This is a genomic window from Actinomadura oligospora ATCC 43269 (genome assembly GCF_000518265.1).
Classification (GTDB): domain Bacteria; phylum Actinomycetota; class Actinomycetes; order Streptosporangiales; family Streptosporangiaceae; genus Spirillospora; species Spirillospora oligospora.
This window is the reverse complement of the sequence record NZ_JADG01000013.1, coordinates 178,771-201,881: the sequence shown is the minus strand read 5'-3', so window position 1 is coordinate 201,881 and position 23,111 is coordinate 178,771. Positions and strand designations below refer to the sequence as shown.

Below are 23,111 nucleotides of genomic sequence, written 5' to 3'. Positions count from 1 at the left end.
GCGGTGTGTCGTCCCGGGCCTGGTGGGGGCCGGGGAGCGGATGTCAATGGGGGGCGGTGGGGGCGTCATGGCATTCGTCGGGCTTGCCCCATCCCGTTGACCAGGCACAACGTAACGTCGCGGACATAGGTAGATCGATTGTGGGGCGGCATTCAGGAAAGTGTCAGGAGCGTCCCAGGACCTCTCAAGAAGCCGATAGGCACAATCAGCGGGCGGGCACGAGCTGAGATGAACGGGCGGACGATCGTTACGGGAGGGCGGGATGGGGTCGTTCAGGCGGACACGCGGTAGACAAGTGACGCGTCGGACCTTCCCTGTGCTGACCGCCGCGGCGGTCATGGCCGGCCTGGCGATCGTGTCGTGGCCGCCGTCCGCCGGTGGCGGGGCCGCCGAGGCCGCGCGGGAGGTGCGGCCTCCCGTCAGCGACGGCGCCGCCGGTTCGGTGAAGCCGCCCGAGTCGTCCAGCAGGACGTTCGACGGCCTTCCCGCGGTCGGGGCCCTGTTCGCCACGGACAGCGCGGGCAAGCTGACCGACCACACCTGCACCGCCAGCGTCGTGGACAGTCCCGGCCGGAACCTGCTGGTCACCGCCGCGCACTGCGTGGGCGGCGGCTCCCGGCGCGGCGACCTCGGGGTGGCGTTCGCGCCCGGCTACCGCAACGGCCAGACGCCCTACGGGGTCTGGCGCGCGGTCGCGTTCTACGACCCGCCCGAGTGGGCATCGTCCGGTGACGAGGACTCCGACGTCGCGTTCCTCCAGGTCAAGGACGCCAGCGGCGGTGACAAGCGGGTCCAGGACGTCGCGGGCGCGATGACCCTGGAGGCGGACGGCCCGGTGAGCGGCCGGGCGCGTGTCGTGGGCTACCCGTCCTCGGTCGAGCGCCCGGTGGCGTGCCGGAACCGGGTCGAGCCGTACAGCGCGACCCAGCTCCGCTTCACCTGCGCCGGATTCCCTAACGGCACCAGCGGCGGCCCGTTCCTCGCCGGTGACGACGAGAAGACCCTCGTCGGCGTGATCGGCGGGCACGAGGAGGGGGGCAGCACCCCGGACGTGTCCTACTCGGTCACCTTCGGTTCCAAGGTCAAGGACCTGTATCAGACGGCGAGCGCCTCTTCCGCCGCCGACGCCGACTCCTGATCCGAGACGCCGACGGCCGCGCTCCGGCGCGTCCCTGCGAGCCCCACACCGGACGCCACCAGCACCGGCACCGCCGCGAACACGAAGCACAGCGGCAGCGACACCAGGTCGGTGAGCGCCCCGACACCCGCCGCCCCGAGGGACGCCCCGGCGTTGAACGCGGTGTTCACCCAGGACGCGACGGCCGTCCGGCGCTGCGGCGGCGCCGCGTTCTCGACCACCAGGTACCCCGTCGTCAGGGTCGGCGCGATGAACAGCCCGAAAACCGCGACGATCGCGATCAACGCCGGGACGCCGGGGGCCAGCCCCGCCGCCGCGAGCGTCAGCGCGATCGGGACGGACAGCAGCGGCAGCCGCGTCCCGGGAGCCATCCGCCAGGTCACGACGCCATAGACGAGCCCACCGGCGACCCCGGCCACCGACATCGCCGCCTCGGCCCAGGCCGCACCGGCGGCCCCGGCGAACGCGACGTTCAGCAGCGCGAGCCCGCTCTCGGCCGCCCCGAGCGCCGCCATGGCGAGCAACGTCGGCCAGAGCCGTCCGAACACGCTCCAGGCACCGGGAACAGGGGCCTCAGGCCGTCCCGCAGCGCTTTCCGAACCCTCCGGCGACACCGCCTCGGCGGGACGCGTGATCGTGTTTCGGACGGTGGTCAGGCCGAACGTCCCGACGATCACGAGTCCGGCGCTCACCAGCAGGCCGACGGTCGCGCTGGACAGGACGGCGAACAGCCCGGCCAGCAGCGGTCCCACCGTGAAGATGATCTGCTCGCAGACCGTGTCCAGGCTGTAGGCGCTCTGGAGCAGGCTCCGGTCGGGCACCAGCTCGGGCCACAGCGCCCGCATCACCGGGCCCAGCGGCGGCGTGCAGGCCCCCGCCAGAACCGCGACCACGCCCGAGAGGGGCACCGAGCCCATGTGGGCGGCGACCGCGAGCCCGACCAGCCCGAGCCCGTACAGAACGGCCATGGGACGGAGCGCGGCACGCGGACCGAACCGGTCCACCAGGCTGGCACGCCAAGGCGTCAACAGGGAGCTGGTGCCGCCGAACAACGCGACCATCGCACCCGCGCGTGCGTACGAGCCGGTGGTCTGGACGAAGGTCAGGGTCAGGGACAGTCCGACCGTCCCGTAGGAAAGGCGTCCCAGCAGGGCCGCGCCGAAGACTCGGGCGGCACGAGGGGAACGCAGAACAACGCCATATGAGGCGAACATGGAAATGTTCCTTCTGCGAACGACGCGTCAGAGCGCGCGCCGTGAATGTGCGAGGGCACCGTCCGCCGCCTCGTTCACCCGGGGACGGGCGCGGCGGCAAGGCGCTCTCTACGCACAAAGAAGGAACATGCAGACATCTTCACATCGCTCCCAGTTTTGGGCAAGCGATCCGTCACACTCGCGCGTTCCCGCGTGTCAGCAGGGTGAGAGGGAAGGGAGAACACCATGACAGGCGTCAAAACGATCATCTACTCGGTCTCGGACGTCCCCGCGGCGAAGGCCCGGCTGGACCTGCTGCTCGGCGTCGAGCCCTACTCCGACGAGCCCTACTACGTGGGCTACAAGGTCGGCGGCCAGGACATCGGCGTGACCCCGAAGCGCGGGGACGCCGCGGTCAGCGGCCCGGTCTGCTTCTTCGAGGTCGACGACATCACCAAGGCCGTCCAGGAGCTCACCGACTCCGGCGCGTCCGTCGTCGAGGACATCCGCGACGTCGGCAACGGCCGCCGGATCGCCACCCTGAAGGACCCGGACGGCAACCCGATCGGCGTCCTCCAGGACCCGCCCGCCTGATCCGGGCCGCGCCCGGTCCACGCGAGGAACATGGTCGAGGCCCCGCTCGCCCGCGGGGCCTCGACCATGTCACGCGTCCTCACGCGCCGTTCAGCACCAGACGACCGGATTGCCCGTCCGGACGGACGCCTCGCAGACCCGTCTCAGCGGCTCCACCGCGTAGTCGAAGTAGGTTCCGCTCAGCGGACGCTCCACGACGTTCAGCCGCTGCGGGTACGCGCCGTCCTGCTCGCCGATGGTGGACGTCAGATCGAGCGTCGTCTCCTCGCCGTCCGCCGTGCGGAACCGGACACGCCCCGCGCGGACGCGCCGCTGCGTGCAGCGCAGGGCCCGGAACAGCTCGCGGTCGGAGTCGTCGACGACGAACAGCCCGCGCTCGTCCACGCCGACGCGGCGCTTGGCGATGCCGTCCCACACGAACACGCCCCCGTACGCGCGGATGTTCGTGGCCAGCACGTTCCCGGTGTCCTCGTCCAGCAGGACGGTCTCGCGCCCGACGTCGTCGCACCCGCGAAAGGCCGCCAGCTCGCCGAGGGCCTCCCGGGCGCGCTCGGTGGGCAGCTCACCGCCGTTCGCGTCGGGCAGGTATTCGCGCAGGACAGGAAACCGTTCCCATCCGGCGACCTCCATCGCCTCTTTCAGGTACCGGTAACCGCCCCAGTTGGAGATCCGCTCGCGGGCGACCTCCATGTCCTCGTGGGCGCACGCGGCGTGGGTCCTCCACTCCCAGAACGCCGCGTTCAGCGACGCGCCGAGCGCCCCCTCGGCCGACCCGTCGTCCAGGTAGGGGCCGTACTCGTCCGCCTTGACCAGATGCCTCGGGACGGGCGGCTCGGTGGTGTGGCCGTCCTGCCAGCAACGGCACAGCACGAAGGCGTCGAGTCCCATACAGGCAATGCTTCCGATATGAGAAGTACCCGGTCAACGCATTAAACGCCGCAGGGCTCGGACCCGGCTCACGGCAGCGGCAGCCGGAGGACGGAGCCGGAGCGGATCTCGCGCAGGAAGGGGTCGTCGTCCTCACGCCAGCAGGCGCGTGAGCGGACGACGGCGTGGACGGGGAGGCCGAGCCGGGCAGCGCAGTCCTGGGCGGCGTCGAAGGCGGCCTCACGCGAGACGTCGCCGACGACCAGGACCTCGACGTCGCCCACGAGCTCGTCGTCGCCGAACGGATACGCCTCGTCCGCGTAGTGGGCGGCCCACACCCCGAACAGGTGCAGCTCGGCGACGCCGGGCATCCGCGCGAAGTGCTCGGTGACGACCGCGGACGGCCCGAACCCGAGCATCACCAGGCGGGCCAGCGGCGCGAACATCGGCGAGGACGCGTCGCGCGAGACGAGCCGCCCGGCCGGGGTGCGGCGCAGCCGCAGGATGCCCGCGCGGGCCAGCCGCTCCACCTCCCGGACGACCGTGCCGAGGTCGGTGCGCAGCATGACGGCGAGGTCGAGCATGGTCATCTCGCGCTCGGGCCCGATCAGCAGCCGGGCGAGCAGCTCGCCCTGCCGTCGCGAGCGGAAGATCGGCAACTGCTGCGGCGCGGGCGAGCGCAGGTCGCGCATGAACACCTGAGCGAGGTGGGAGTCCACGGGCGGGCGCACCCGCCGCGCGGGCCGCCGCCGGAACTCCGCCGCCGAACCCAGCACATTCGATCGCATGTTCGAAATACTACGAACGGGGTCCGACAGAATCCGTCCCAGGAGGGGCGTCCCGTCCCACAGGACCACAGAACCATAGGAGAGACGAAGAAAGGCCCGCACCTTCCGGTGCGGGCCTTTCTCACGCCTCGCTCTCGCGATCGCCTTCACTCACCTCACAGAGGCGGAGGAGCTCACTCCTTGTTGAAGTTGACCGCGCCCTCGATCGGCGGCGGGCTGTCCGGCACGCCGTTCGGCTTCGGGACGCCCTTGAAGGTGAACTTCGCGTTCTCGCCGGTGCCCTCGGTGCCGACGATGATGATCTGCCCCGCCGTCAGCTCGCCGTAGAGGATCTTCTCGGAGAGGTTGTCCTCGATCTCGCGCTGGATCGTGCGGCGCAGCGGCCGGGCCCCCAGGACGGGGTCGTAGCCACGCTCGGCGAGCAGGTCCTTGGCCTCGGGCTTGAGCTCGATGCCCATGTCGCGGTCCTTGAGGCGCTCGTCCACCTTGGCGATCATCAGGTCGACGATCTGGATGATCTCCTTCGGCGTGAGCTGGTGGAACACCACGATGTCGTCGACGCGGTTGAGGAACTCGGGGCGGAAGTGCTGCTTGAGCTCCTCCGACACCTTCGACTTCATCCGGTCGTAGTCCCCCTGGGTGTCGTCCTGCCGGGAGAACCCGAGGGACTGGCCCTTGGAGATGTCCCGGGTGCCCAGGTTGGTGGTCATGATGATCACGGTGTTCTTGAAGTCGACCACACGCCCCTGCGCGTCGGTGAGGCGGCCGTCCTCCAGGATCTGCAGCAGGCTGTTGAAGATGTCCGGGTGGGCCTTCTCGATCTCGTCGAACAGGACCACCGAGAACGGCTTGCGCCGCACCTTCTCGGTCAGCTGGCCACCCTCTTCGTACCCGACGTATCCGGGCGGGGACCCGAACAGCCGCGAGACGGTGTGCTTCTCCATGAACTCCGACATGTCCAGCTGGATGAGCGCGTCCTCGTCCCCGAACAGGAACTCGGCCAGCGTCTTGGACAGCTCGGTCTTACCCACACCCGACGGGCCCGCGAAGATGAACGAGCCACCCGGACGCTTCGGGTCCTTCAGGCCCGCGCGCGTACGGCGGATGGACTGCGACAGCGCCTTGATCGCGTCTTCCTGACCGATCACGCGGCGGTGCAGCTCGTCCTCCATCCGCAGCAGCCGCGCCGACTCCTCCTCGGTCAGCTTGAAGACCGGGATGCCGGTGGCGGTGGCCAGGACCTCGGCGATGAGCTCCTCGGTCACCTCGGCCACGACGTCCATGTCGCCGGCCTTCCACTCCTTCTCCCGCTGCGCCTTCTTCGCCAGCAGCTGCTTCTCCGAGTCGCGGAGCGCGGCGGCCTTCTCGAAGTCCTGCGCGTCGATCGCCGATTCCTTCTCCCGGCGGACGTCGGCGATCTTCTCGTCGTACTCGCGCAGGTCCGGCGGCGCGGTCATCCGGCGGATGCGCATCCGCGACCCCGCCTCGTCGATCAGGTCGATCGCCTTGTCCGGCAGGAACCGGTCGGAGATGTAGCGGTCGGCCAGCTGCGCGGCGGCGACCAGCGCGGCGTCGGTGATCGACACGCGGTGGTGCGCCTCGTACCGGTCGCGCAGGCCCTTGAGGATCTCGATGGTGTGCGACAGGGACGGCTCGGCGACCTGGATCGGCTGGAAGCGCCGCTCCAGCGCCGCGTCCTTCTCCAGGTGCTTGCGGTACTCGTCCAGCGTCGTCGCGCCGATCGTCTGCAGCTCGCCACGGGCCAGCATCGGCTTCAGGATCGACGCCGCGTCGATCGCGCCCTCGGCGGCGCCCGCGCCCACCAGGGTGTGGAGCTCGTCGATGAACAGGATGATGTCGCCGCGGGTCCGGATCTCCTTCAGGACCTTCTTCAGCCGCTCCTCGAAGTCACCCCGGTAACGCGACCCGGCGACCAGGGCGCCGAGGTCCAGGGTGTAGAGCTGCTTGTCCTTCAGCGTCTCGGGGACCTCGCCCTTGACGATCTTCTGCGCCAGACCCTCGACGACCGCCGTCTTACCGACGCCCGGCTCGCCCACCAGCACCGGATTGTTCTTCGTGCGACGCGACAGCACCTGCATCACACGCTCGATCTCGGTGTCCCGGCCGATGACCGGGTCGAGCTTGCCCTCGCGGGCCGCCTGCGTCAGGTTCCGGCCGAACTGGTCCAGCACAAGGGAGGTGGAGGGGGCCGCCTCCGACGGGCCGCCCGCCGACGCGGGCTCCTTGCCACCGGAGTAGCCGTGGAGCAGCTGGATCACCTGCTGCCGCACCCGGTTCAAATCCGCACCCAGCTTCACCAGAACCTGGGCCGCGACACCCTCGCCCTCCCGGATCAAGCCCAGGAGGATGTGCTCGGTGCCGATGTAGTTGTGCCCCAGCTGCAACGCCTCGCGCAGCGACAGCTCCAGCACCTTCTTGGCCCGCGGAGTGAACGGGATATGCCCCGACGGCGCCTGCTGGCCCTGGCCGATGATCTCCTCGACCTGCTGCCGCACCGCCTCGAGACTGATCCCGAGCGACTCCAGCGCCTTGGCGGCCACACCCTCACCCTCGTGGATCAGACCCAGGAGGATGTGCTCGGTGCCGATGTAGTTGTGGTTGAGCATCCTGGCCTCTTCCTGAGCCAGAACGACAACCCGCCGCGCGCGGTCGGTGAACCTCTCGAACATCTCGTCGCTCCTCACAGAGCGGTTGGGCAGAGTCCGGAACGTCCGAACCTGTCCTTCCGCATGCTAGCCCGCCCCGAGGAGGCCGCCCGGTGCACTCCCACCAGAAGACGTTCCCCAGCTAAGCGCTGTTCATCCTCATCCAACTACCGTACTGATGCGGCATGTTCCCTCTACGCCGCGAGCGAACGGGCCTTTGCCCGGGCCGTTCACGAGCGCCTCACCAGCACCATTGCGAAGGCCCCAGGTGGTCACGGGACGTGCGTTCCGCTCCGGCGGCCGATGAATCGCGGCCCGTGTACGCCACAAGCGAACGGCCGCGGGGCCCGAACGGCCGGCCCCAAAGCGAACGTTCGTCCTTCTTGGCCCGCTTCCGGGCCCTCTGAAGATCAATCCGTCCGGCCTGTTCGCGCAATGCGAACGGCCCGCCTCGCGCTCGCCGCGCGCGCGGCGGACGATGGAAGCGGGCCGGTCGGTCCGGACGAAGCCGGTGCAGGCCGTGACGGTCCGGTCGGCGGGCCCCGGTCACCCCCGCGGGGAGGACCTCCCCGCTCCCGCCGACCCGGTTCCGGTCGGCCTCGACGGCCGACCGGCGCCTCTAGTTGGCGGCCTCGTACTGCTCGATCACATTGGCCGGGATACGGCCGCGCTCGTTGACCTTGATGCCGCGGGCCTTGGCCCAGGCACGGATCTCGGCGCTGCGCTCACGGCTGGACGCGCCGCGCTGGCGCCGGCGGCGCTGGGTTCCCGCCTTGCGGGACACCTCCACGAACGGCTGAAGAGAATCCCGCAGCTTCTTCGCATTGGCGCTACTGAGGTCGATCTCGTAGGAGGCGCCGTCGATCGAGAACGCTACGGTCTCGTCCGCCTCGCCACCGTCGAGGTCGTCGACGAGAAGCACCTGAACCTTCTGTGCCATGAGGACAGACCTTTCAGACTGGAGCAAACTGCATTCGGCTGCAAACATATACCTCGAAGCGCGTCGATGACAATTCGACACCCGCGATGAAGTTTGCTTCCTCCACGGTAACTCATCGTAATCGGACACCATCCGAATCGGACATGATCCGGTGCATCCGGGCGGGACGTGGCGGCCGATCGGGAAAAAATCCTGGGCGCGCCGCTTAACGGTCCGGGCCCGATCGTCCCACGAGCCGCCGATTAACCCCGACGTAACGCCCCTAACCGCCCCCTGCCAGGACGGGGGAAGCCCGGTCGAAGACGGTCCAAAGTCGCTCGGAACGGCGGTTCGGCGGGCGGCGCGGAAGAGATGGCGTCGCGGAAGTGATACGGAAGGCGGCCGGAAGTCCGACGCAAGACCGGCGTGAAGGTCGCACGAAGGTGGCGCGAACCCGGCGGGCCGTACGCGCCGGGCAAACTCTGCCCTCGAGTCCCCGGCGGGCGAAACTCTCCAACGGCTCCAAGGGGACGTCACGGCCGGTGGCCCGGATCACAACTCCCCCATGTAAGGGGATTTGCGCGCATTATGTCAATCGATGGTGTTCTTCACCACGCCGGTTCCCGCCGTCCGGTCGTGGACGGCCCTCCGCTCGGGTCCGCGGAACGCCGTCGCCACGTTCACGACCCAGAAAATTCCGGCCAGCACGCCGAGCACGGGGACCGGCCGCAGCGCGATCGGAACGGCGTACACGGCGGCCCGCAGGGCGGCGCGCGCCGGGTCCGGGCGGGAGCCGTCCGCGGTGACGACACGGACGCCCGCGAGCCGCTTGCCGAGCGTCCGTCCCCACAGCGCGATCTGGACGGTGTCGTACGCGAGCAGGGCGGACGCGACCGCCGTCGGGGACCAGTGGTCCGCGGTGTCGTGCGGAAGGACCGCCCTCAGCACCAGGACCACGGGCAGCCCGACGGCCAGCGTGTCGACGATGCGGGCGAGCAGACGCTGCCCCGGCTCGGCGAGGATCCCGTCCCCGCCGGACACCGCCTCGGACGCCGCCTCGGACACCGCGCCCGGCTCGACGGCCGCCTCGCCCGCCGGATCGGCCGCGACGCCCTCGGCCGCGGCCGTTCCGGGAGGCGGCCGTTCCCCGGCGCGTTCGTCCCGCTGTTCCCCCGAGGCGGTCATCGCCTAACCCTCGTAACCACCACGGCCTGACTGGCCGCTTTCGTAGGACGATCCATATCCCTGGTCGTAGCCCTGGCCATAACCCGAGTCCTCGTATCCCGCGCGTTCGTCGATGACGACGGTTCCGGCGAGCCGGTCGTGCAGGGCCTGGTGCAGCGGCTCGTCCCAGATGGCCCACAGATACGCCATCAGCATGCCGCCCACGACGAGCAGTTCGCCGGTGAACGCGTAGTTCCAGACCTTCACCGCGAGGATGAGAAAGAAGAACACGCCGATCTGGTAGCCGATGTTGTTGACGGCCGCGCGCCAGACCGCGTGAGCGCCGCTGAGCGGTTCGCCCAAGGGTTGCGCGCGGACGACGCCGATCCCGAGCCAGCGCTTCCCGAGCGTCCGGCCCCACATCGACAACTGGACGGCCTCGTAGAGGAACGGAAGGACGGCCATCACCGCGAAGAGGGTGATGATGATCGGCCAATTCCAGATCGCGCCCTCGTTCGCGGCCTTCTTGCTCGACCCGCCCGCGCCCGTGACGGCGAGGGTGACCGGCAGGACGAGCGCGAAACCGAATGCCGACACGAGGATGCCGTCGATGATTCGCGCGCCCGCGCGGCGCAGGATCGGCGCGTGGACGAGTGCGGGAGGGCCCGCGTCCGCGTATTCATAGCCGGACGACTCGTACCCGGCGGTGTGCTCGCCGGTCGCATACTCGGTGGCGGCGTAGTCGGTCGTCGCGTTCGCGTCGCTCTCGTTCCAGGACGGCTGCCCGCCCCGTTCCCATTGCTGGGTCTTCGGCTGCCGCCGCTCGTCCCGTTGCTCGGGCTGCTGCTGCCACTGCTGCTGCACGGGCTGCCGGGACGGCTGCTGCCACTGCTGTTGCGGGGGCGGCGCACCGTACGAGGGGTCACCGTGGGACGGCTGGTCGTGCCGTCCCCGGCGGGGGAAGTCACTCATGGGTCAATCCTCCAGGCGGAGCAGCATCCGGGTGTTTCCCAACGTATTGGGCTTCACCCGGTCGAGGTCCAAGAACTCGGCCACGCCTTCGTCGTAGGAGCGCAGAAGTTCCTCGTACACCTCGTGGGACACGGGCGTTCCGAGAAGCGGACGGAATCCGTGGCGGGCGAAGAACTCCACCTCGAACGTCAGGCAGAAGACGCGCCGGACGCCGAGCTCGCGCGCGGTCTCCAGCAGGCGGGTCACGATCCGGTGCCCGACGCCGCGTCCGCCGTGCCCCTCGGCGACCGCGACCGAGCGGACCTCCGCGAGGTCCTCCCACATCACGTGCAGGCCGCCGCAGCCGATGATCGGCGCGTGCCCGTCCGGCCCGGCGGCCTGGAGGTCCTCGGCCACCCAGAACTCCTGGACGTCCTCGTACAGCGAGACCGTCGTCTTGCGCAGCATGCGCGGCCCGGGACCGGCGTGACTGCCGATCAGCCGGGCGATCTCCTGAACGTCGGGCGTGCGGGCCCGCCTGATCACCACTTCCACAAGCAGGCGACGCTATCGGACTCCGCGGGGTGGGCGCGGTCCGGGCGGCGGCGAGGGCGGACACATGCCCTCAGAAGGGTCCCGACGCGGCCCGGCAGGGGGATGTACCAGGCACTTCACCAGAAGGACGGCGGCCTCCCCGGCTTTTCGCATGTTCTGGTTGGCATCCCCTTCCGGCTCCGTTAGTGTCCGGCTCGGAATCGGGTTTCGGACCGTGACCGACCCGATCCGCCGAGTAGCCGGACCGCAGCCCGCGGTCCGGGAGCCGGGGACCCGCCTTCGACGACACCGCGGCACGGGCCGCGCCGGTCGCCGGCCGGGGTGAATCCGCCGAACGTCCGCGATCACCGCGTCAGCGGCGACCGCGCGCACGCGAGGCGACCGCGCGCACGCGACAGGCCGACGGGCCGCTCCTGCCCGAACCCGGCAGCCGACCCGGCAGGCGGACGAGGAGAGGGGATTTCGTGGAGCCATCGCGCCCTGCTTCATTTCCGCACGCGCACCAGACCGGCACCCGCCGTGTCGCGCTCCGGCGTTCAGTGTCCGCACGTGACGCTGCTCGTCGCGCGGCTGCGGTGACGGGGCTGGCCCTGGCGTTGGCGGGCGGGGTGCCGGGGCTCGCCGCGCACGCCTCTCCGAAGCCGTCCGGTGACAAGGAACTGTCCGCGCAGGCGCTCAGGCTCGCCGACCAGTTAGAGCGGCTCACCGAGCAGTACAACGGGCTCAGGGTGAAGCTGCGGGAGGCGCAGACGGCCGCCAGGGCCGCGACGGCGACCTCGCGGCAGCAGAACGCGGCCCTCGAGACCCTCCGCACCCGCATCAGCCGCCTGGCCGCGACCACCTACATGCAGGGCGGCGGGACCGACGCGGCCGTGTCGTTCGTCGCCTCGAAGGACCCGCAGCAGGTCCTCGACCGGGCCGCCACACTGCGGTTCTTCGCCAACCAGAACAGCACGCAGTTCGTCAGCCTCCTCCAGACGATGCAGGCGGCCGACCGCGCGTTCAAGGCCGCGCGGCAGCGCGAGCAGGACGTGGCCGCCCTGCGCGGACAGGTGGACGCGCAGCGCACGAAGGTCTCCGACGCCTACGAGAAGATCCGCGGACGGCTCGTGAAGCACGACCCGGCGTCGGTCGCGAAGCTGCCGGTCGTCGGCGACGACGTCGGCGCCCGGGCGCTCCGGCTCGCGATGACCAAGATCGGCGACCCCTACGTGTGGGGCGCGTCGGGACCGTCCACCTTCGACTGCTCCGGCCTGGTCATGTGGGCCTTCCAGCAGCTCGGCGTCAACCTGCCGCACTACACCGGCGACCAGTGGAACGCGGGCCCGCACGTCTCCCGCGGCCAGCTCCGTCCCGGCGACCTGGTCTTCTTCTATCCCGACCTGCACCACATCGCGATGTACGTCGGAGCCGGGAAGATCCTGCACGCTCCGCACACCGGCGACGTCGTCAGGGTCGACGACCTGTCCGGACGCCCCTTCGCGGGAGCCGTCCGCATCGGCCGCTGACGGACCGGTCGACCGGCATCGCAAATGACGGCTGCGGGCGTCGTTCACCGGCCGCGTTCAGGTGGTGTGCGAGCCAACGGCGGGGGTTCGCTCACATGTGATCGGGTCGTGCCGGACGCGGCGCGCGTTCGAGACGCCTCGGTCTGAACAGACTGCCGATCGCGTTCGCGGCGCGCGCGGTCATGCCGTGTGCCGCGCGCGTTCGCGGGCACGAGTCCGTCCGGCGAGCCGCGTCCTGCGGCGACGCCCGGGGCAGGGGAGCATCACTGCCTCGGCGGGACGTCGCCGCCACGGGGTCGGACGGGGCGCTCGTCGGGTCGGCCGGGACGCCATCGGTGCGGCGTCGCCCCTCGTTCGCGGGACGGGCCGTACCTCCCGGCCGGGTAGGTACCGGTCAGATCAGCTGCCTTCGGGCCGCCCACACCACGGCCTCGATAGGGGTGTTGACCTCCAGCCGGTCGCAGATGGTCCGCAGCCGGCGGCGCAGGGTCCGGGCGCTCAGTTCCAGTTTGCGTGCCGCCACATCAGCGGTGACACCACTGGCGATCTGGGCGAGAAGCTTGATCTCCTCCTCGTTCAGCCGCAGTTCGTCGGTGCCACGACGTGCGAGTGTGGCCTGTTCCACTCCGTCCTCCCTCGTTCGAGGTGATGACCGCGGGGATGCAGCCGCCTGCTGCACAGGCACGGGTAGGCCGATGTCTACGCGTCGGGTTGCCGGGGTCCGGATCGCTCCGGACCAGATCATCGATTCGTGGTTCGGCGTGCTTGGCCGGAGGTGGCCGCCTGCGAGAACGGGTCGCGTGACGGGGGAACTCCGGGTCACGATTCAGTCGTTGAGCGTCCGAACACCGGCGCGCCGACCGGCGCGGAGGGGCCGACCGCACGACCGCGGACGGGGCCGACGCGGCGGAGCGCGCCATGTCCGGGACGGGTCACGATCGCCAGCCATCCAACCCACCCTTTCTCGCCCGATCCGACGACCCCCGTTAGGGTGAAGATCGTGAATCGTTTCAAGCTACGCTTCGGCTCGGAACGCTAGGCGGCCGGATCCGGCCCGTCAAGCGCCGATTGCGCACTCTGTGTGCTTGTATGGACTCTGCGAGTGACGGCCCGTTCGGAAATGATCCGCGACATGCCTCATGACCTGCGGAAACAGTTCCGGGGCGGACGAGGAGTGAGTTGCCACAGACCAGTATCCGGGAGGTTGCGAGGCGTGCCGGGGTCTCAGTTGGGACCGTTTCGAATGTCCTAAACCGGCCAGACTTGGTGGCCGAAGCTACCCGTGATCGCGTTCGCGCGGCGATCAAGGAGCTCGGCTTCGTCCGCAACGAGTCCGCGCGGCGGCTCCGCCAGGGGCCCGCGGCGCATCCGGAGCCCCCCGCCGAACCCCCGCCCTCCCGCGCTCCCGCCTACGGGGTCCTCGTCGAGGATCTCGCCAACCCGTACGCCTCCGATGTCGCGCGCGGCGCCGAGCGCGCGCTGAACAAGGCCGGCCGCGACGTCCTGTGGCTGTCCAGCGACCACGACCCCGCCAAGGAACGGCGCGGCCTCGACCTGCTCGCGGCGCAGCGCACCGAGGGCGTCCTGGTGATCCCGGTCGGGATGGACGACGCCGACGTCGAGCGGCTGCGCGCCGCCGGGATGTCGGTCGTCCTGCTCGACCACACCCGTCCCGGCGTCTGCTCCGCGCGCGTGGACCATGTCGCGGGCGGGGCCGTCGCGGCCGACCGGCTGCTCGCGCTCGGCCGCCGCAGGATCGCGTTCGTCAGCGGACGCCCGGAGCCCCTTCCGGTGGTCGCCCGCCGTGAGGGCGCGGCGAGCACGCTCGCGGGCGCGCGCGCGGGAACGCTCCCGGTGTTCACGATGGAGGCCCTGACCCCGACCGAGGGGCAGGCCGCCGCGCGCCGGCTGCTCGCGCTGCCCGAGGTGCCGGACGCCGTGTTCTGCGCCAACGACCTGCTCGCCATCGGCCTGACCAACGAGCTGGTGCGGCTCGGCGTCCGGATCCCGGACGACATCGCCGTGATCGGCTACGACGACATCGAGCTCGCCGCGTCCGCCGCGGTGCCGCTCACGACCGTCCGGCAGCCGCGCCGCGAGCTCGGCCGCGCCGCCGCCGAACTGGCGCTCGCCGAGACCTCGGAGGGCGCCGCCCACACCCACCGCCAGCTGATCCTGACTCCCGAACTCGTCCTCCGCGACTCCGCCTGACCCCGCCACCCGCCTGCCCCCGTCTCCCCGCCTTCCCCCCGCTCCCCCTCCCTCTCGGTGCGCCGCCGTGCGCCGGCCATTGACAGAATGCTGTTCGGTCTGCGTGGCTGGACGCATGGCGACGACCGGTGTGCCCGGGGCGCGGGCGATCCTGGGGTTCGATCCGTCCGATCCGGCGTTCCGCGCCGATCCGTACGCCGAGTACCGGCGGACGGCGGAGGCGGGGACGCTGACGCGCACGGAGGCCGGTTTGTGGGTCACGGCGTCCTACGGGCTGTGCGAGAGCGTCCTGCGGGACCAGCGCTTCGGGCATCGTCCGGACGGCTCGGGCGCCGGGTGGCGGCGCTCGGCCGGGGCACGGCGCTCGTTCCTGACCATGGACCCGCCCGACCACACCCGGCTCCGGCGGCTCGTCGGCCGCGCGTTCACCCCACGCCTGGTCGAGCGCCTCCGCCCGCGCGTCGAGCAGGTCGTGCACGACCTGCTCGCGGACACCGCCGACCACTCCTTCGATGTGATCGCGGATCTCGCGCATCCGCTGCCGGTGATCATCATCAGTGAGTTGCTGGGCGTTCCGGCGGAGGACCGGGAGCGGTTCCGTGGCTGGTCGGACGCGCTGGCGCGCGGGCTCGACCCCGACTTCCTGCTCCCGCCGGACGATCTGGCCAGGCGGGATGAGGCGCGCGCGGAGTTCGGCGTGTACTTCCGGGAGCTGGCGGCGCGCCGCCGGGCCGAGCCGCGCGACGACCTGCTGAGCGCGCTGACGGCGTCCCACGACGGGGAGGCGCTGACCGAGGCGGAGCTGCTGGCCACGTGCGTCCTGCTGCTGGTCGCGGGCCACGAGACGACGGTGAACCTGATCGGGAACGGCGCGCTCGCGCTGCTGCGGCACCCGGAGCAGCTCGCGTGGTTCCGCGATCATCCGGGCGACACGGCCGTGGCGATCGAGGAGCTGCTCAGGTACGACCCGCCCGTCCAGTTCACCGTCCGGGCGGCGCTGGAGGACGTCGTACTGGCCGGGACGCCGATCCGCGCCGGCGAGCTCGTCCTGTTGCTGACCGGCGCGGCGAACCGGGACCCGGCGGCGTTCCCGGAGCGCCCGGACGAACTGGACCTCGGCCGGTACGCGAATGCCGAGACCGCCCGCCATCTGGCGTTCGGCCTCGGCATCCACTACTGCCTCGGCGCTCCCCTCGCCCGGCTGGAGGGCGGGGTCGCGCTGCGCGAGCTGTTCGCGCGGGACGTCGTCCCGGCGGACGGCGGCCTCGACGAGCCGTCCTACCGGGACAACATCGTGCTGCGCGGGCTCGCCGGGCTGCCGCTCGCTATTCGGGCTTGACCAGGGGGAACAGGATGGTGTCCCGGATCCCCCTGCCGGTGAAGGCCATGATCATCCGGTCGATGCCGGCGCCCATCCCGCCGGTCGGCGGCATGGCGTACTCCAGCGCGCGCAGGAAGTCCTCGTCGAGCTGCATCGCCTCGGCGTCGCCACCGGCGGCCAGCATGGACTGCTCGGTGAGGCGGCGGCGCTGCTCGACCGGGTCGACCAGCTCGGAGTAGGCGGTGCCGAGCTCGGTGCCGAACCCGATGAGGTCCCACTTCTCGGTGAGCAGCGGCTCGTCCCGGTGCTGCCGGGTGAGCGGCGAGGTCTCCACCGGGTAGTCCATGACGAACGTCGGCTGGACCAGGGTGTGCTCGATGAGCTCCTCGAAGATCTCCTGGACGAGCCTGCCCTGGCCCCACTTGGCGTCCGGCTTGACGCCGTGCGCCTCGGCGATCTTGCGGACGGCCTCGATCGGGGTGTGCGGCGTGATCTCCTCGCCGACCTTCTCCGACACCGAGCCGTACAGCGTGATCCGCGGCCACTTCGCGAGGCCGAGGTCGACCTCGACGTCGCCGTGCCTCACCACGGTCGTGCCGAGGGCCGCGACGACGGCCTTCTGGTACATCCGCTGGGTGAGGTCGGCCATGTCGTTGTAGTCGAGGTAGGTGCCGTACGCCTCGAGCATCGTGAACTCGGGGTTGTGCGTGGAGTCGGCGCCCTCGTTCCGGAAGTTCCGGCTGACCTCGAAGACCTTCTCGATGCCGCCGACGACGAGCCGCTTGAGGTACAGCTCGATCGCGATCCGGAGGTACAGCTCCATGTCGTAGGCGTTGATGTGGGTCTCGAACGGCCGCGCCGCCGCCCCGCCGTGGATCGGCTGGAGCATCGGCGTCTCGACCTCGAGGTAGCCCTCGTCGTGCCAGAAGTCCCGGACGGCGCGGACGGTGCGGCTGCGCAGCCGGGCCATCTCGCGGGCCTCGTCGTTGACGATCAGGTCGACGTACCGCATCCGGACCCGCGCCTCGGGGTCGGTGAGCCCGGCGTGCTTCTCCGGCAGCGGGCGCAGGCACTTGGCGGTGATCTGGAACGAGTCCGCCATGATCGACAGCTCGCCGCGCCGGGACGTGATGACCTCGCCGGTCACCCCGACGTGGTCGCCGAGGTCGACCTCGCGCTTCCAGAACTCCAGCTGCTCCTCGCCGACCTTGGCGAGCGACAGCATCACCTGGATGTCGCCCGAGCCGTCCCGGATGGTGGCGAAGCAGAGCTTGCCGGTGTTGCGGACCAGCATGACGCGGCCGGCGACGCCGACCGTCTCGCCGGTCTCGGTGCCGGGCTCCAGGTCGGGGTGTTTCGCGCGGACCTCGGCGATGGTCGCCGTGCGGGGGTAGGTCACCGGGTACGGATCGACGCCGGACTCGCGGAGCCGGTCGAGCTTCTCCCGGCGCACCCGCATCTGCTCGGGCAGATCGTCGTAGGTCTCGTCACTCACGGCCCAAGGCTACCGACCCGCCGCCATGCGACGGGAATCGTTATCCCCCGTCCAGGGATTCAGGGGCGTGGGAGGGCGGGTGAGGGGACCAGGGCGGGGCCCAGGTCGCGGGCCAGGGCGACCGCGAGGGAGCGGAACGCGCGGACCTCAAGGCGCGTGTCGTCCCGGCGGGCGGCGAGGACGCTGTGCTCCCACGGCGCGTCCAGGAGCGGGACGAACCGGACGCCCGGCCAACTGTAGAAGCGGACGAAGGAGTAGAGGCCGGAGCTGAGACCGCGTCCGGCGGCGGTGCCGGTCAGGACGTCCTGCGGGGTGCGGACGCCCTCCGGGTTGAGCCGCGGCGGCTCCCCGTTGCGTCCGGCGGAGAAGTACAGGTAGTCGGCGAAGGCGCGCGCGGGACGGCCTCGCGGGGTGAGTTCTGGCGGTGGTGGCGCCGGTGGCGATCTGGTCGTTCGCCGCGCCGGTGAACGCGTTCACGCTGTTGCCGACCGAGGTGCCCGTCCATCACCTGCGGATCGCGTACGCGGGCCTGGTGACGGCGCTCACGCTCGGGTCGGGCATGGCGGCGCAGCCGTTCGCGCGGCGGCTGGAGGCCCGGCATTCGCGGCTGGTCGCGCGGGTCGGACTCGGGCTGACGACCGTGGGACTGGTCGTGGCCGCGCTGACCGTCGCGTCCGGGATGCCCGTTCTGAACGTCGCCGTGGCCGTCCTGCTGGGGTCGGCGTACGGGTTCGTCCTGACCTACAGCCTGGGTGAGGCGGCGCGGATCGCGGCTCCGGGCGAGCTCGCCCGGCTGACCGCGATCGTCTACGCCCTCGTCTACGCGGGCATGTTCACGCCGCTGGTCATCACCGCGCTGACCGTCCTGGTTCCGATGACGGCCCTGCTCGGGGCGGGCGCGGCGCTCGCCGCGCTCTGCCTGACGTGGATCTGGATCCGGGTCTGAACCGAGGCGCTAGCCGACCGTGCCGACGTTGCGCTCGTAGATGAGGCGGAGGCCGACCAGGGTCAGCCACGGCTCGTGGTGGTCGATCGTGCGGGCCTCGTCCAGGACGAGCGGGGCGAGGCCGCCGGTGGCGATGACGGTGACCTCGTCCGGGTCGTCGGCCAGCTCCTCCGACATCCGGTCGACGATGCCGTCCACCTGGCCGGCGAAGCCGTAGATCAGCCCGGACTGGAGCGCCTCGACGGTGTTCTTGGCGATCACGTTGCGCGGACGCTGCAGCTCGATCTTGTGGAGCTGCGCGCCGCGCACCGAGAGCGCGTCGATGGAGATCTCGATGCCGGGGGCGATCGCGCCGCCGACGTACTCGCCCTTCGCCGACACCGCGTCGAACGTCGTGGCCGTCCCGAAGTCGACCACGACCGCCGGGCCGCCGTGCAGGTGCACGGCGGCCAGCGAGTTCACGATGCGGTCGGCCCCGACCTCCTTCGGGTTGTCCATCCGGACCGGGACGCCGGTCTTCACGCCGGGCTCCACGATCACCGCGGGGACGTCGCCGTAGTACCGGCGGCACATCTCGCGCATCTCGTGCAGGACCGACGGCACCGTGGAGCACAGGGCGATGCCGCTGATGTCGGTTTCGGCGAGCAGCGGGCTCTGCTGGACGAGCCCCTGGAGCACCACGGCGATCTCGTCCGCGGTGCGGCGCGGGTCGGTGTTGATCCGCCAGTGCTCGATGACCTCCTCGCCCTCGAACAGGCCGAGGACGGTCTGGGTGTTACCGACGTCGATGGTGAGCAGCATCAGGTCCCCGCTGATCAGGAGAAGTCAAGGCCGATGTCGAACACGCGCGCCGAATGGGTCAGCGCACCCACCGCAAGGTAGTCGACACCGGTCACGGCGGCATCTCGGGCCCCGTCCAGGGTCAGCCCGCCGGACGCCTCCAGCTCGGCCCGGCCGTCCACCAGCCGGACGGCCTCGAACATCGTGTCCTGGTCCATGTTGTCCAGCAGCAGGGACGTCGCGCCGGCCTCGACGGCCTCGCGGACCTGGTCCAGCGTGTCACACTCCACCTGGACGTGGAGGGCGGGGTAGGCCGCGCGGATCGCCTGGTACGCCTTGGTCACCGAGCCCGCGGCGGCGATGTGGTTGTCCTTGACCAGCGCCGAGTCGGACAGGCCCATCCGGTGGTTCACGCCGCCGCCGCAGCGCACCGCGTACTTCTGGACGGCCCGCAGGCCCGGCAGCGTCTTGCGGGTGTCGCGGACGCGCGCGCCGGTGCCCTCGACGGCGTCCGCCCAGGCGCGCGTCGCGGTCGCGATGCCGGACAGGTGGGTGAGCAGGTTCAGCGCGATCCGCTCGGCGCGCAGGACGGCCCTGGTCGGCCCGGAGACCGAGATCAGCACCTGGCCCCTCGTCACCCGGTCGCCGTCGGCGGCCTTGGCCTCGGCGTCGACGCCGAGCAGGTCGAACACGACCTCGGCGACCGGGATCCCGGCGACCACGCCGTCCTCGCGGGCGGTGAAGTCGCCGGTGGACCGCTCGTCCGGGCCGAAGATCGGCGTGCTCGTGACGTCGACCGGGCCGTCCTCGTCCAGGGCCGTCCGCACCAGCCGCTCGACGGCCTCGGGGGCCAGCCCGGCCGTCCGCAGGCGGTCGGCGAGTTCCGCTTCCATCCTCGGTTCCTCCTCAGCGCTCGAACTCGGTCTGCAGCGTCCCATCCCAGGTCAGCCGGGTCACCAGCCGCCCCCGCCAGTGCGCGTCGTCGCGGTCCGGGAAGTCGTCGCGCCAGTGGCTGCCGCGGGTCTCCTCGCGGAGCCGCCCGGCGGCGACGATCGCGCTCGCGACCGTGTGCAGGTTGGACGCCTCCCAGCCCACGACGCCGGGCTCGCCGAGCGCCCCGGCCAGGGCGGCGAGTTCCCGGTCCGCCGTGGCGAGGCCGTCGGCGGTGCGCAGGACTCCGGCGTGGGTCGTCATGATCTGCTGGATCTCGCTCCGGACGTCCCGTCCCGTGCTCGCAGGCGGCTCCGCGCCGGACGGCTCGGGTGTGACCGGCTCGCCGGGCTCGGGCGCGTCGTCGCTGATGGCGACGGCGATGCGCTCGGCGTAGACCAGGCCCTCCAGCAGGGAGTTGGACGCCAGGCGGTTCGCGCCGTGGACGCCCGTCCGGGCGACCTCGCCGCACGCGTACAGGCCGGGGACGGTCGTCCGGCCGAACAGATCGGTGCGGACGCCGCCGCTCGCGTAGTGCGCGGACGGCGCGATCGGGATCGGCTCGGTCACCGGGTCGATCCCGTGGTGGCGGCAGACCGCGAGGATCGTCGGGAAGCGGCGCTCCCACATCTCGGCGCCGAAGTGCCGGCCGTCCAGCAGCATGTGGGACGCGCCGGTCTCGTGCATCCGGTTCATGATCCCCTTGGCGACGACGTCGCGCGGGGCGAGCTCGGCGAGCTCGTGCCGTCCGACCATGAAGCGGACGCCGTCGTGGTCGATCAGGTGCGCGCCCTCGCCCCGGACGGCCTCGGAGATCAGCGGCAACCGCCCGCGCGCGTCCTCTCCCAGCCACAGCGGCGTCGGGTGGAACTGGACGAACTCCAGGTCGGCGACCTCGGCCCCGGCGCGCAGCGCCAGCGCCACGCCGTCGCCCGTGGACACCTCGGGGTTGGTCGTGGCCGAGTACACCTGCCCGAGCCCGCCCGTCGCGAGCACGACCGCCCGCGCCCGGACGGCCCCGACGCCGCTCGGCGAGCCCTCGCCCATGACGTGCAGGGTGACCCCGGCGGCGCGTCCCTCCGCGTCCTTGATCAGGTCGAGGACCAGGGCGTTCTCGATCGCCTCGATCTGGTGCTCCTTGAGCGCGGCGCGCAGCGCGCGGCTGATCTCCGCGCCGGTCGCGTCGCCGCCCGCGTGCGCGATGCGCCGCCGGTGGTGGCCGCCCTCGCGGCCGAGTTCGAGCTCCCCGGAGGCGTCCCGGTCGAACGCCGCGCCCAGGTCGGCCAGCCGCCGGACGGCCGCGGGCCCCTCGGTGACCAGCACCCGGACGGCGTCCTCGTCGCACACCCCGGCCCCGGCGGTGAGCGTGTCGGCCAGGTGCTCGCCGGGGGTGTCGGCGGGGTCGAGCGCGGCGGCGATCCCGCCCTGCGCCCAGCGGGTGGAGCCCGCGTCCAGCAGCGCCTTGGTGACGAGCAGGACGCGCTGCCCGCGCTCGTGGCAGCGCAGCGCGGCCACGAGCCCGGCGATGCCGGAGCCGATGACGACCGTGTCGGCGGACCGGGTCCAGCCGGGCGCGGGGGCGGTGAGCGGTCGGGGGATCATGCGCCCTCCTCGGGGAGGCAAGTTTTCGTCATTCTGACACTAACCCCGGGGATCGGCGCTGTGAGACCGCCCACACAAGCGCCGGACGCCGCCACCCGAGCGGGTGACGGCGTCCGTGAAAGTCCAGGTCCGAGCCGATTCAGGGCCGGTTCAGGGGGCTCAGAGGGAGTGTGCGGGACGGAGCTGGTCGGTTCCGGGGACCGGCTCGGCCGGGTCGTCGCCGAGCGCCACGATCCGGTTCTCGGTGTCCACGTGCACCACGGTCGGGGTGAACGCGCGCGCCTCGGCGTCGGTCAGCTGCGCGTAGCTGATGATGATCACCAGGTCGCCCGTCTGGACGAGCCGGGCCGCCGCGCCGTTGATCCCGATCACCCCGGAGCCGCGCTCGCCCGCGATCAGGTACGTGGACAGCCGCGCGCCGTTGTCGATGTCCACCACGTCCACCTTCTCGCCCGGGAGCAGGTCGGCGGCGTCCAGCAGGTCGGCGTCCACGGTCAGGGAGCCGACGTAGTGCAGGTCGGCCTGGGTCACCGTGGCACGGTGGATCTTGCTCTTGAACATCGTCCGGATCATCGCGACTCCTTGCCGAACTCCAGGGGGACGTTGTCGATCAGGTGGGTGGCCCCCACCCGGCCCGCCACGGCGAGCACCGCCGGGCCGTCGTGGCCGCCCGCCACCTCGGTGAACGTCGCGGGATCGACGAGCACCAGGTAGTCGAGCTCCAGTGGGGGCTCGGCCGCCCCCGCCGCTTCCAGGACCGCGCGCGCCGCGCGGCGCACCGCGGACGGCCCGTCCGCGACCGCGTCCTCGCCCGCCCGGAGGGCCCGGGACAGCGCGAGCGCCGTGCTCCGCTCGTCCTCGCCGAGGTAGCGGTTGCGGCTGGACAGCGCCAGCCCGTCCGGCTCCCGGACGGTCGGCGCGCCGATGATCTCGACCGGAAGATCCAGGTCGGCGACCATCCGGCGGATCATCGCGAGCTGCTGGGCGTCCTTCTCCCCGAAGACCGCGACGTCCGGACGCGTCAGGTTCAACAACTTCGCGACGACCGTGAGCATTCCGGCGAAGTGCCCGGGACGGGTCTCGCCCTCCACGATCCGGCCCATCGCGCCGGGGTCGATCGTCACCATCGGCTCGCCCGGGTACATGACCTCGGGGGTCGGCGCGAACACCACGTCCACGCCCTCGTCCGCGCACGCCTCGAGGTCGGCGGCGAAGGTGCGCGGGTAGCGGTCCAGGTCCTCGCCCGGCCCGAACTGCAGGGGGTTCACGAAGATCGACACCGCCACGGCGTCGGCCTCCCGGCGGGCCCGCCGGATCAGCGAGCGATGCCCCTCGTGCAGCGCGCCCATCGTCGGCACCAGCGCCAGCGTCCCCCGGACGCCGGACCGCACGGCCGCCAGTTCCTCGCGGGTCTTCGCGATCACCGGTGTCAAGATTCCTCCACAGGTCGGCCGCCGCCCTCGGGCGGTCGGCACGCCGTTCT

General features: G+C 71.4%; 21 protein-coding genes. 6 read left to right on the top strand and 15 right to left on the bottom strand.

Annotated features, from left to right (window positions below; all coding sequences use genetic code 11):
* Positions 1 to 295: 295 nt before the first annotated feature.
* Complete coding sequence (locus tag P696_RS47440; protein WP_170026557.1) at positions 296 to 1,138, top strand: trypsin-like serine peptidase; 843 nt, start codon at positions 296 to 298, stop codon at positions 1,136 to 1,138.
* Here P696_RS47440 and P696_RS47435 read toward each other — a convergent pair.
* Positions 1,096 to 2,352 carry an MFS transporter gene (locus P696_RS47435; RefSeq protein ID WP_034486307.1) on the bottom strand — a complete coding sequence of 419 codons (1,257 nt, stop codon included), beginning with the start codon at positions 2,350 to 2,352 and terminating at the stop codon, positions 1,096 to 1,098. The two genes, P696_RS47440 and P696_RS47435, sit on opposite strands and share 43 nt — an antisense overlap.
* Before the next feature lie 225 nt (positions 2,353 to 2,577).
* Here P696_RS47435 and P696_RS0122930 point away from each other — a divergent pair, with 225 nt between their 5' ends.
* Positions 2,578 to 2,925, top strand: a complete 348-nt coding sequence (locus P696_RS0122930) for a VOC family protein (RefSeq protein ID WP_026414175.1) — start codon at positions 2,578 to 2,580, stop codon at positions 2,923 to 2,925.
* A 90-nt stretch (positions 2,926 to 3,015) separates the two neighbouring features.
* Here P696_RS0122930 and P696_RS0122925 read toward each other — a convergent pair whose 3' ends face one another.
* The 7 genes from P696_RS0122925 to P696_RS0122895 all read right to left on the bottom strand — a co-directional run bounded on the left by P696_RS0122925 (position 3,016) and on the right by P696_RS0122895 (position 10,835).
* Positions 3,016 to 3,813, bottom strand: coding sequence for a nitrogen regulation protein NR(II) (locus P696_RS0122925; RefSeq protein ID WP_026414174.1), 798 nt, complete (start codon positions 3,811 to 3,813; stop codon positions 3,016 to 3,018).
* A 68-nt stretch (positions 3,814 to 3,881) separates the two neighbouring features.
* On the bottom strand, positions 3,882 to 4,580 hold the full coding sequence (locus P696_RS0122920; RefSeq protein WP_157429864.1) for an ArsR family transcriptional regulator: 699 nt from the start codon (positions 4,578 to 4,580) through the stop codon (positions 3,882 to 3,884).
* 173 nt (positions 4,581 to 4,753) lie between these two features.
* Entirely contained in the window at positions 4,754 to 7,270 is a 2,517-nt protein-coding gene (locus P696_RS0122915; protein WP_026414172.1) for an ATP-dependent Clp protease ATP-binding subunit, read from the bottom strand.
* A 595-nt stretch (positions 7,271 to 7,865) separates the two neighbouring features.
* A complete protein-coding gene (locus P696_RS0122910) occupies positions 7,866 to 8,186 on the bottom strand; it encodes a histone-like nucleoid-structuring protein Lsr2 (RefSeq protein WP_026414171.1) in 321 nt (106 codons plus the stop codon).
* 570 nt (positions 8,187 to 8,756) lie between these two features.
* Positions 8,757 to 9,350 carry an RDD family protein gene (locus P696_RS47430; protein ID WP_084337990.1) on the bottom strand — a complete coding sequence of 198 codons (594 nt, stop codon included), beginning with the start codon at positions 9,348 to 9,350 and terminating at the stop codon, positions 8,757 to 8,759.
* Between the two features lie 3 nt (positions 9,351 to 9,353).
* Complete coding sequence (locus P696_RS52830; RefSeq protein ID WP_051468017.1) at positions 9,354 to 10,301, bottom strand: RDD family protein; 948 nt, start codon at positions 10,299 to 10,301, stop codon at positions 9,354 to 9,356.
* Positions 10,302 to 10,304: 3 nt separating this feature from the next.
* The gene (locus P696_RS0122895; RefSeq protein WP_026414170.1) at positions 10,305 to 10,835 is read right to left on the bottom strand and encodes an amino-acid N-acetyltransferase; all 531 of its coding nucleotides are present in this window, start codon (positions 10,833 to 10,835) and stop codon (positions 10,305 to 10,307) included.
* 575 nt (positions 10,836 to 11,410) lie between these two features.
* Here P696_RS0122895 and P696_RS0122890 point away from each other — a divergent pair.
* Positions 11,411 to 12,343: a C40 family peptidase gene (locus P696_RS0122890; protein WP_026414169.1), complete on the top strand. Its 933-nt coding sequence runs from the start codon at positions 11,411 to 11,413 to the stop codon at positions 12,341 to 12,343.
* A gap of 394 nt (positions 12,344 to 12,737) precedes the next feature.
* Here P696_RS0122890 and P696_RS0122885 read toward each other — a convergent pair whose 3' ends face one another.
* Complete coding sequence (locus P696_RS0122885; RefSeq protein ID WP_026414168.1) at positions 12,738 to 12,968, bottom strand: LuxR family transcriptional regulator; 231 nt, start codon at positions 12,966 to 12,968, stop codon at positions 12,738 to 12,740.
* A 554-nt stretch (positions 12,969 to 13,522) separates the two neighbouring features.
* Between P696_RS0122885 and P696_RS0122880 the strand changes: the two genes are divergently transcribed.
* Positions 13,523 to 14,554, top strand: a complete 1,032-nt coding sequence (locus P696_RS0122880; protein ID WP_034486298.1) for a LacI family DNA-binding transcriptional regulator — start codon at positions 13,523 to 13,525, stop codon at positions 14,552 to 14,554.
* A gap of 115 nt (positions 14,555 to 14,669) precedes the next feature.
* On the top strand, positions 14,670 to 15,893 hold the full coding sequence (locus P696_RS0122875; protein ID WP_026414166.1) for a cytochrome P450: 1,224 nt from the start codon (positions 14,670 to 14,672) through the stop codon (positions 15,891 to 15,893).
* Here P696_RS0122875 and lysX read toward each other — a convergent pair.
* Positions 15,880 to 17,334, bottom strand: a complete 1,455-nt coding sequence (gene lysX / locus P696_RS0122870) for a bifunctional lysylphosphatidylglycerol synthetase/lysine--tRNA ligase LysX (protein WP_051468064.1) — start codon at positions 17,332 to 17,334, stop codon at positions 15,880 to 15,882. The two genes, P696_RS0122875 and lysX, sit on opposite strands and share 14 nt — an antisense overlap.
* 472 nt (positions 17,335 to 17,806) lie before the next feature.
* Here lysX and P696_RS47420 point away from each other — a divergent pair, with 472 nt between their 5' ends.
* Positions 17,807 to 18,316, top strand: coding sequence for a hypothetical protein (locus P696_RS47420; protein ID WP_157429863.1), 510 nt, complete (start codon positions 17,807 to 17,809; stop codon positions 18,314 to 18,316).
* A 9-nt stretch (positions 18,317 to 18,325) separates the two neighbouring features.
* Here the strand turns inward: P696_RS47420 and P696_RS0122860 are convergent, their stop codons facing one another.
* The 5 genes from P696_RS0122860 to panC form a co-directional block, all read right to left on the bottom strand.
* Positions 18,326 to 19,117: a type III pantothenate kinase gene (locus P696_RS0122860; RefSeq protein WP_026414164.1), complete on the bottom strand. Its 792-nt coding sequence runs from the start codon at positions 19,115 to 19,117 to the stop codon at positions 18,326 to 18,328.
* Between the two features lie 14 nt (positions 19,118 to 19,131).
* Positions 19,132 to 19,989, bottom strand: a complete 858-nt coding sequence (gene nadC, locus P696_RS59100; RefSeq protein ID WP_026414163.1) for a carboxylating nicotinate-nucleotide diphosphorylase — start codon at positions 19,987 to 19,989, stop codon at positions 19,132 to 19,134.
* Between the two features lie 13 nt (positions 19,990 to 20,002).
* Entirely contained in the window at positions 20,003 to 21,628 is a 1,626-nt protein-coding gene (locus tag P696_RS0122850; protein WP_026414162.1) for an L-aspartate oxidase, read from the bottom strand.
* A 159-nt stretch (positions 21,629 to 21,787) separates the two neighbouring features.
* On the bottom strand, positions 21,788 to 22,201 hold the full coding sequence (gene panD, locus P696_RS0122845) for an aspartate 1-decarboxylase (RefSeq protein ID WP_026414161.1): 414 nt from the start codon (positions 22,199 to 22,201) through the stop codon (positions 21,788 to 21,790).
* Positions 22,198 to 23,061 carry a pantoate--beta-alanine ligase gene (gene panC / locus P696_RS0122840; RefSeq protein WP_026414160.1) on the bottom strand — a complete coding sequence of 288 codons (864 nt, stop codon included), beginning with the start codon at positions 23,059 to 23,061 and terminating at the stop codon, positions 22,198 to 22,200. The genes panD and panC overlap by 4 nt, the downstream gene beginning before the upstream one ends.
* Between the last annotated feature and the right edge of the window lie 50 nt (positions 23,062 to 23,111).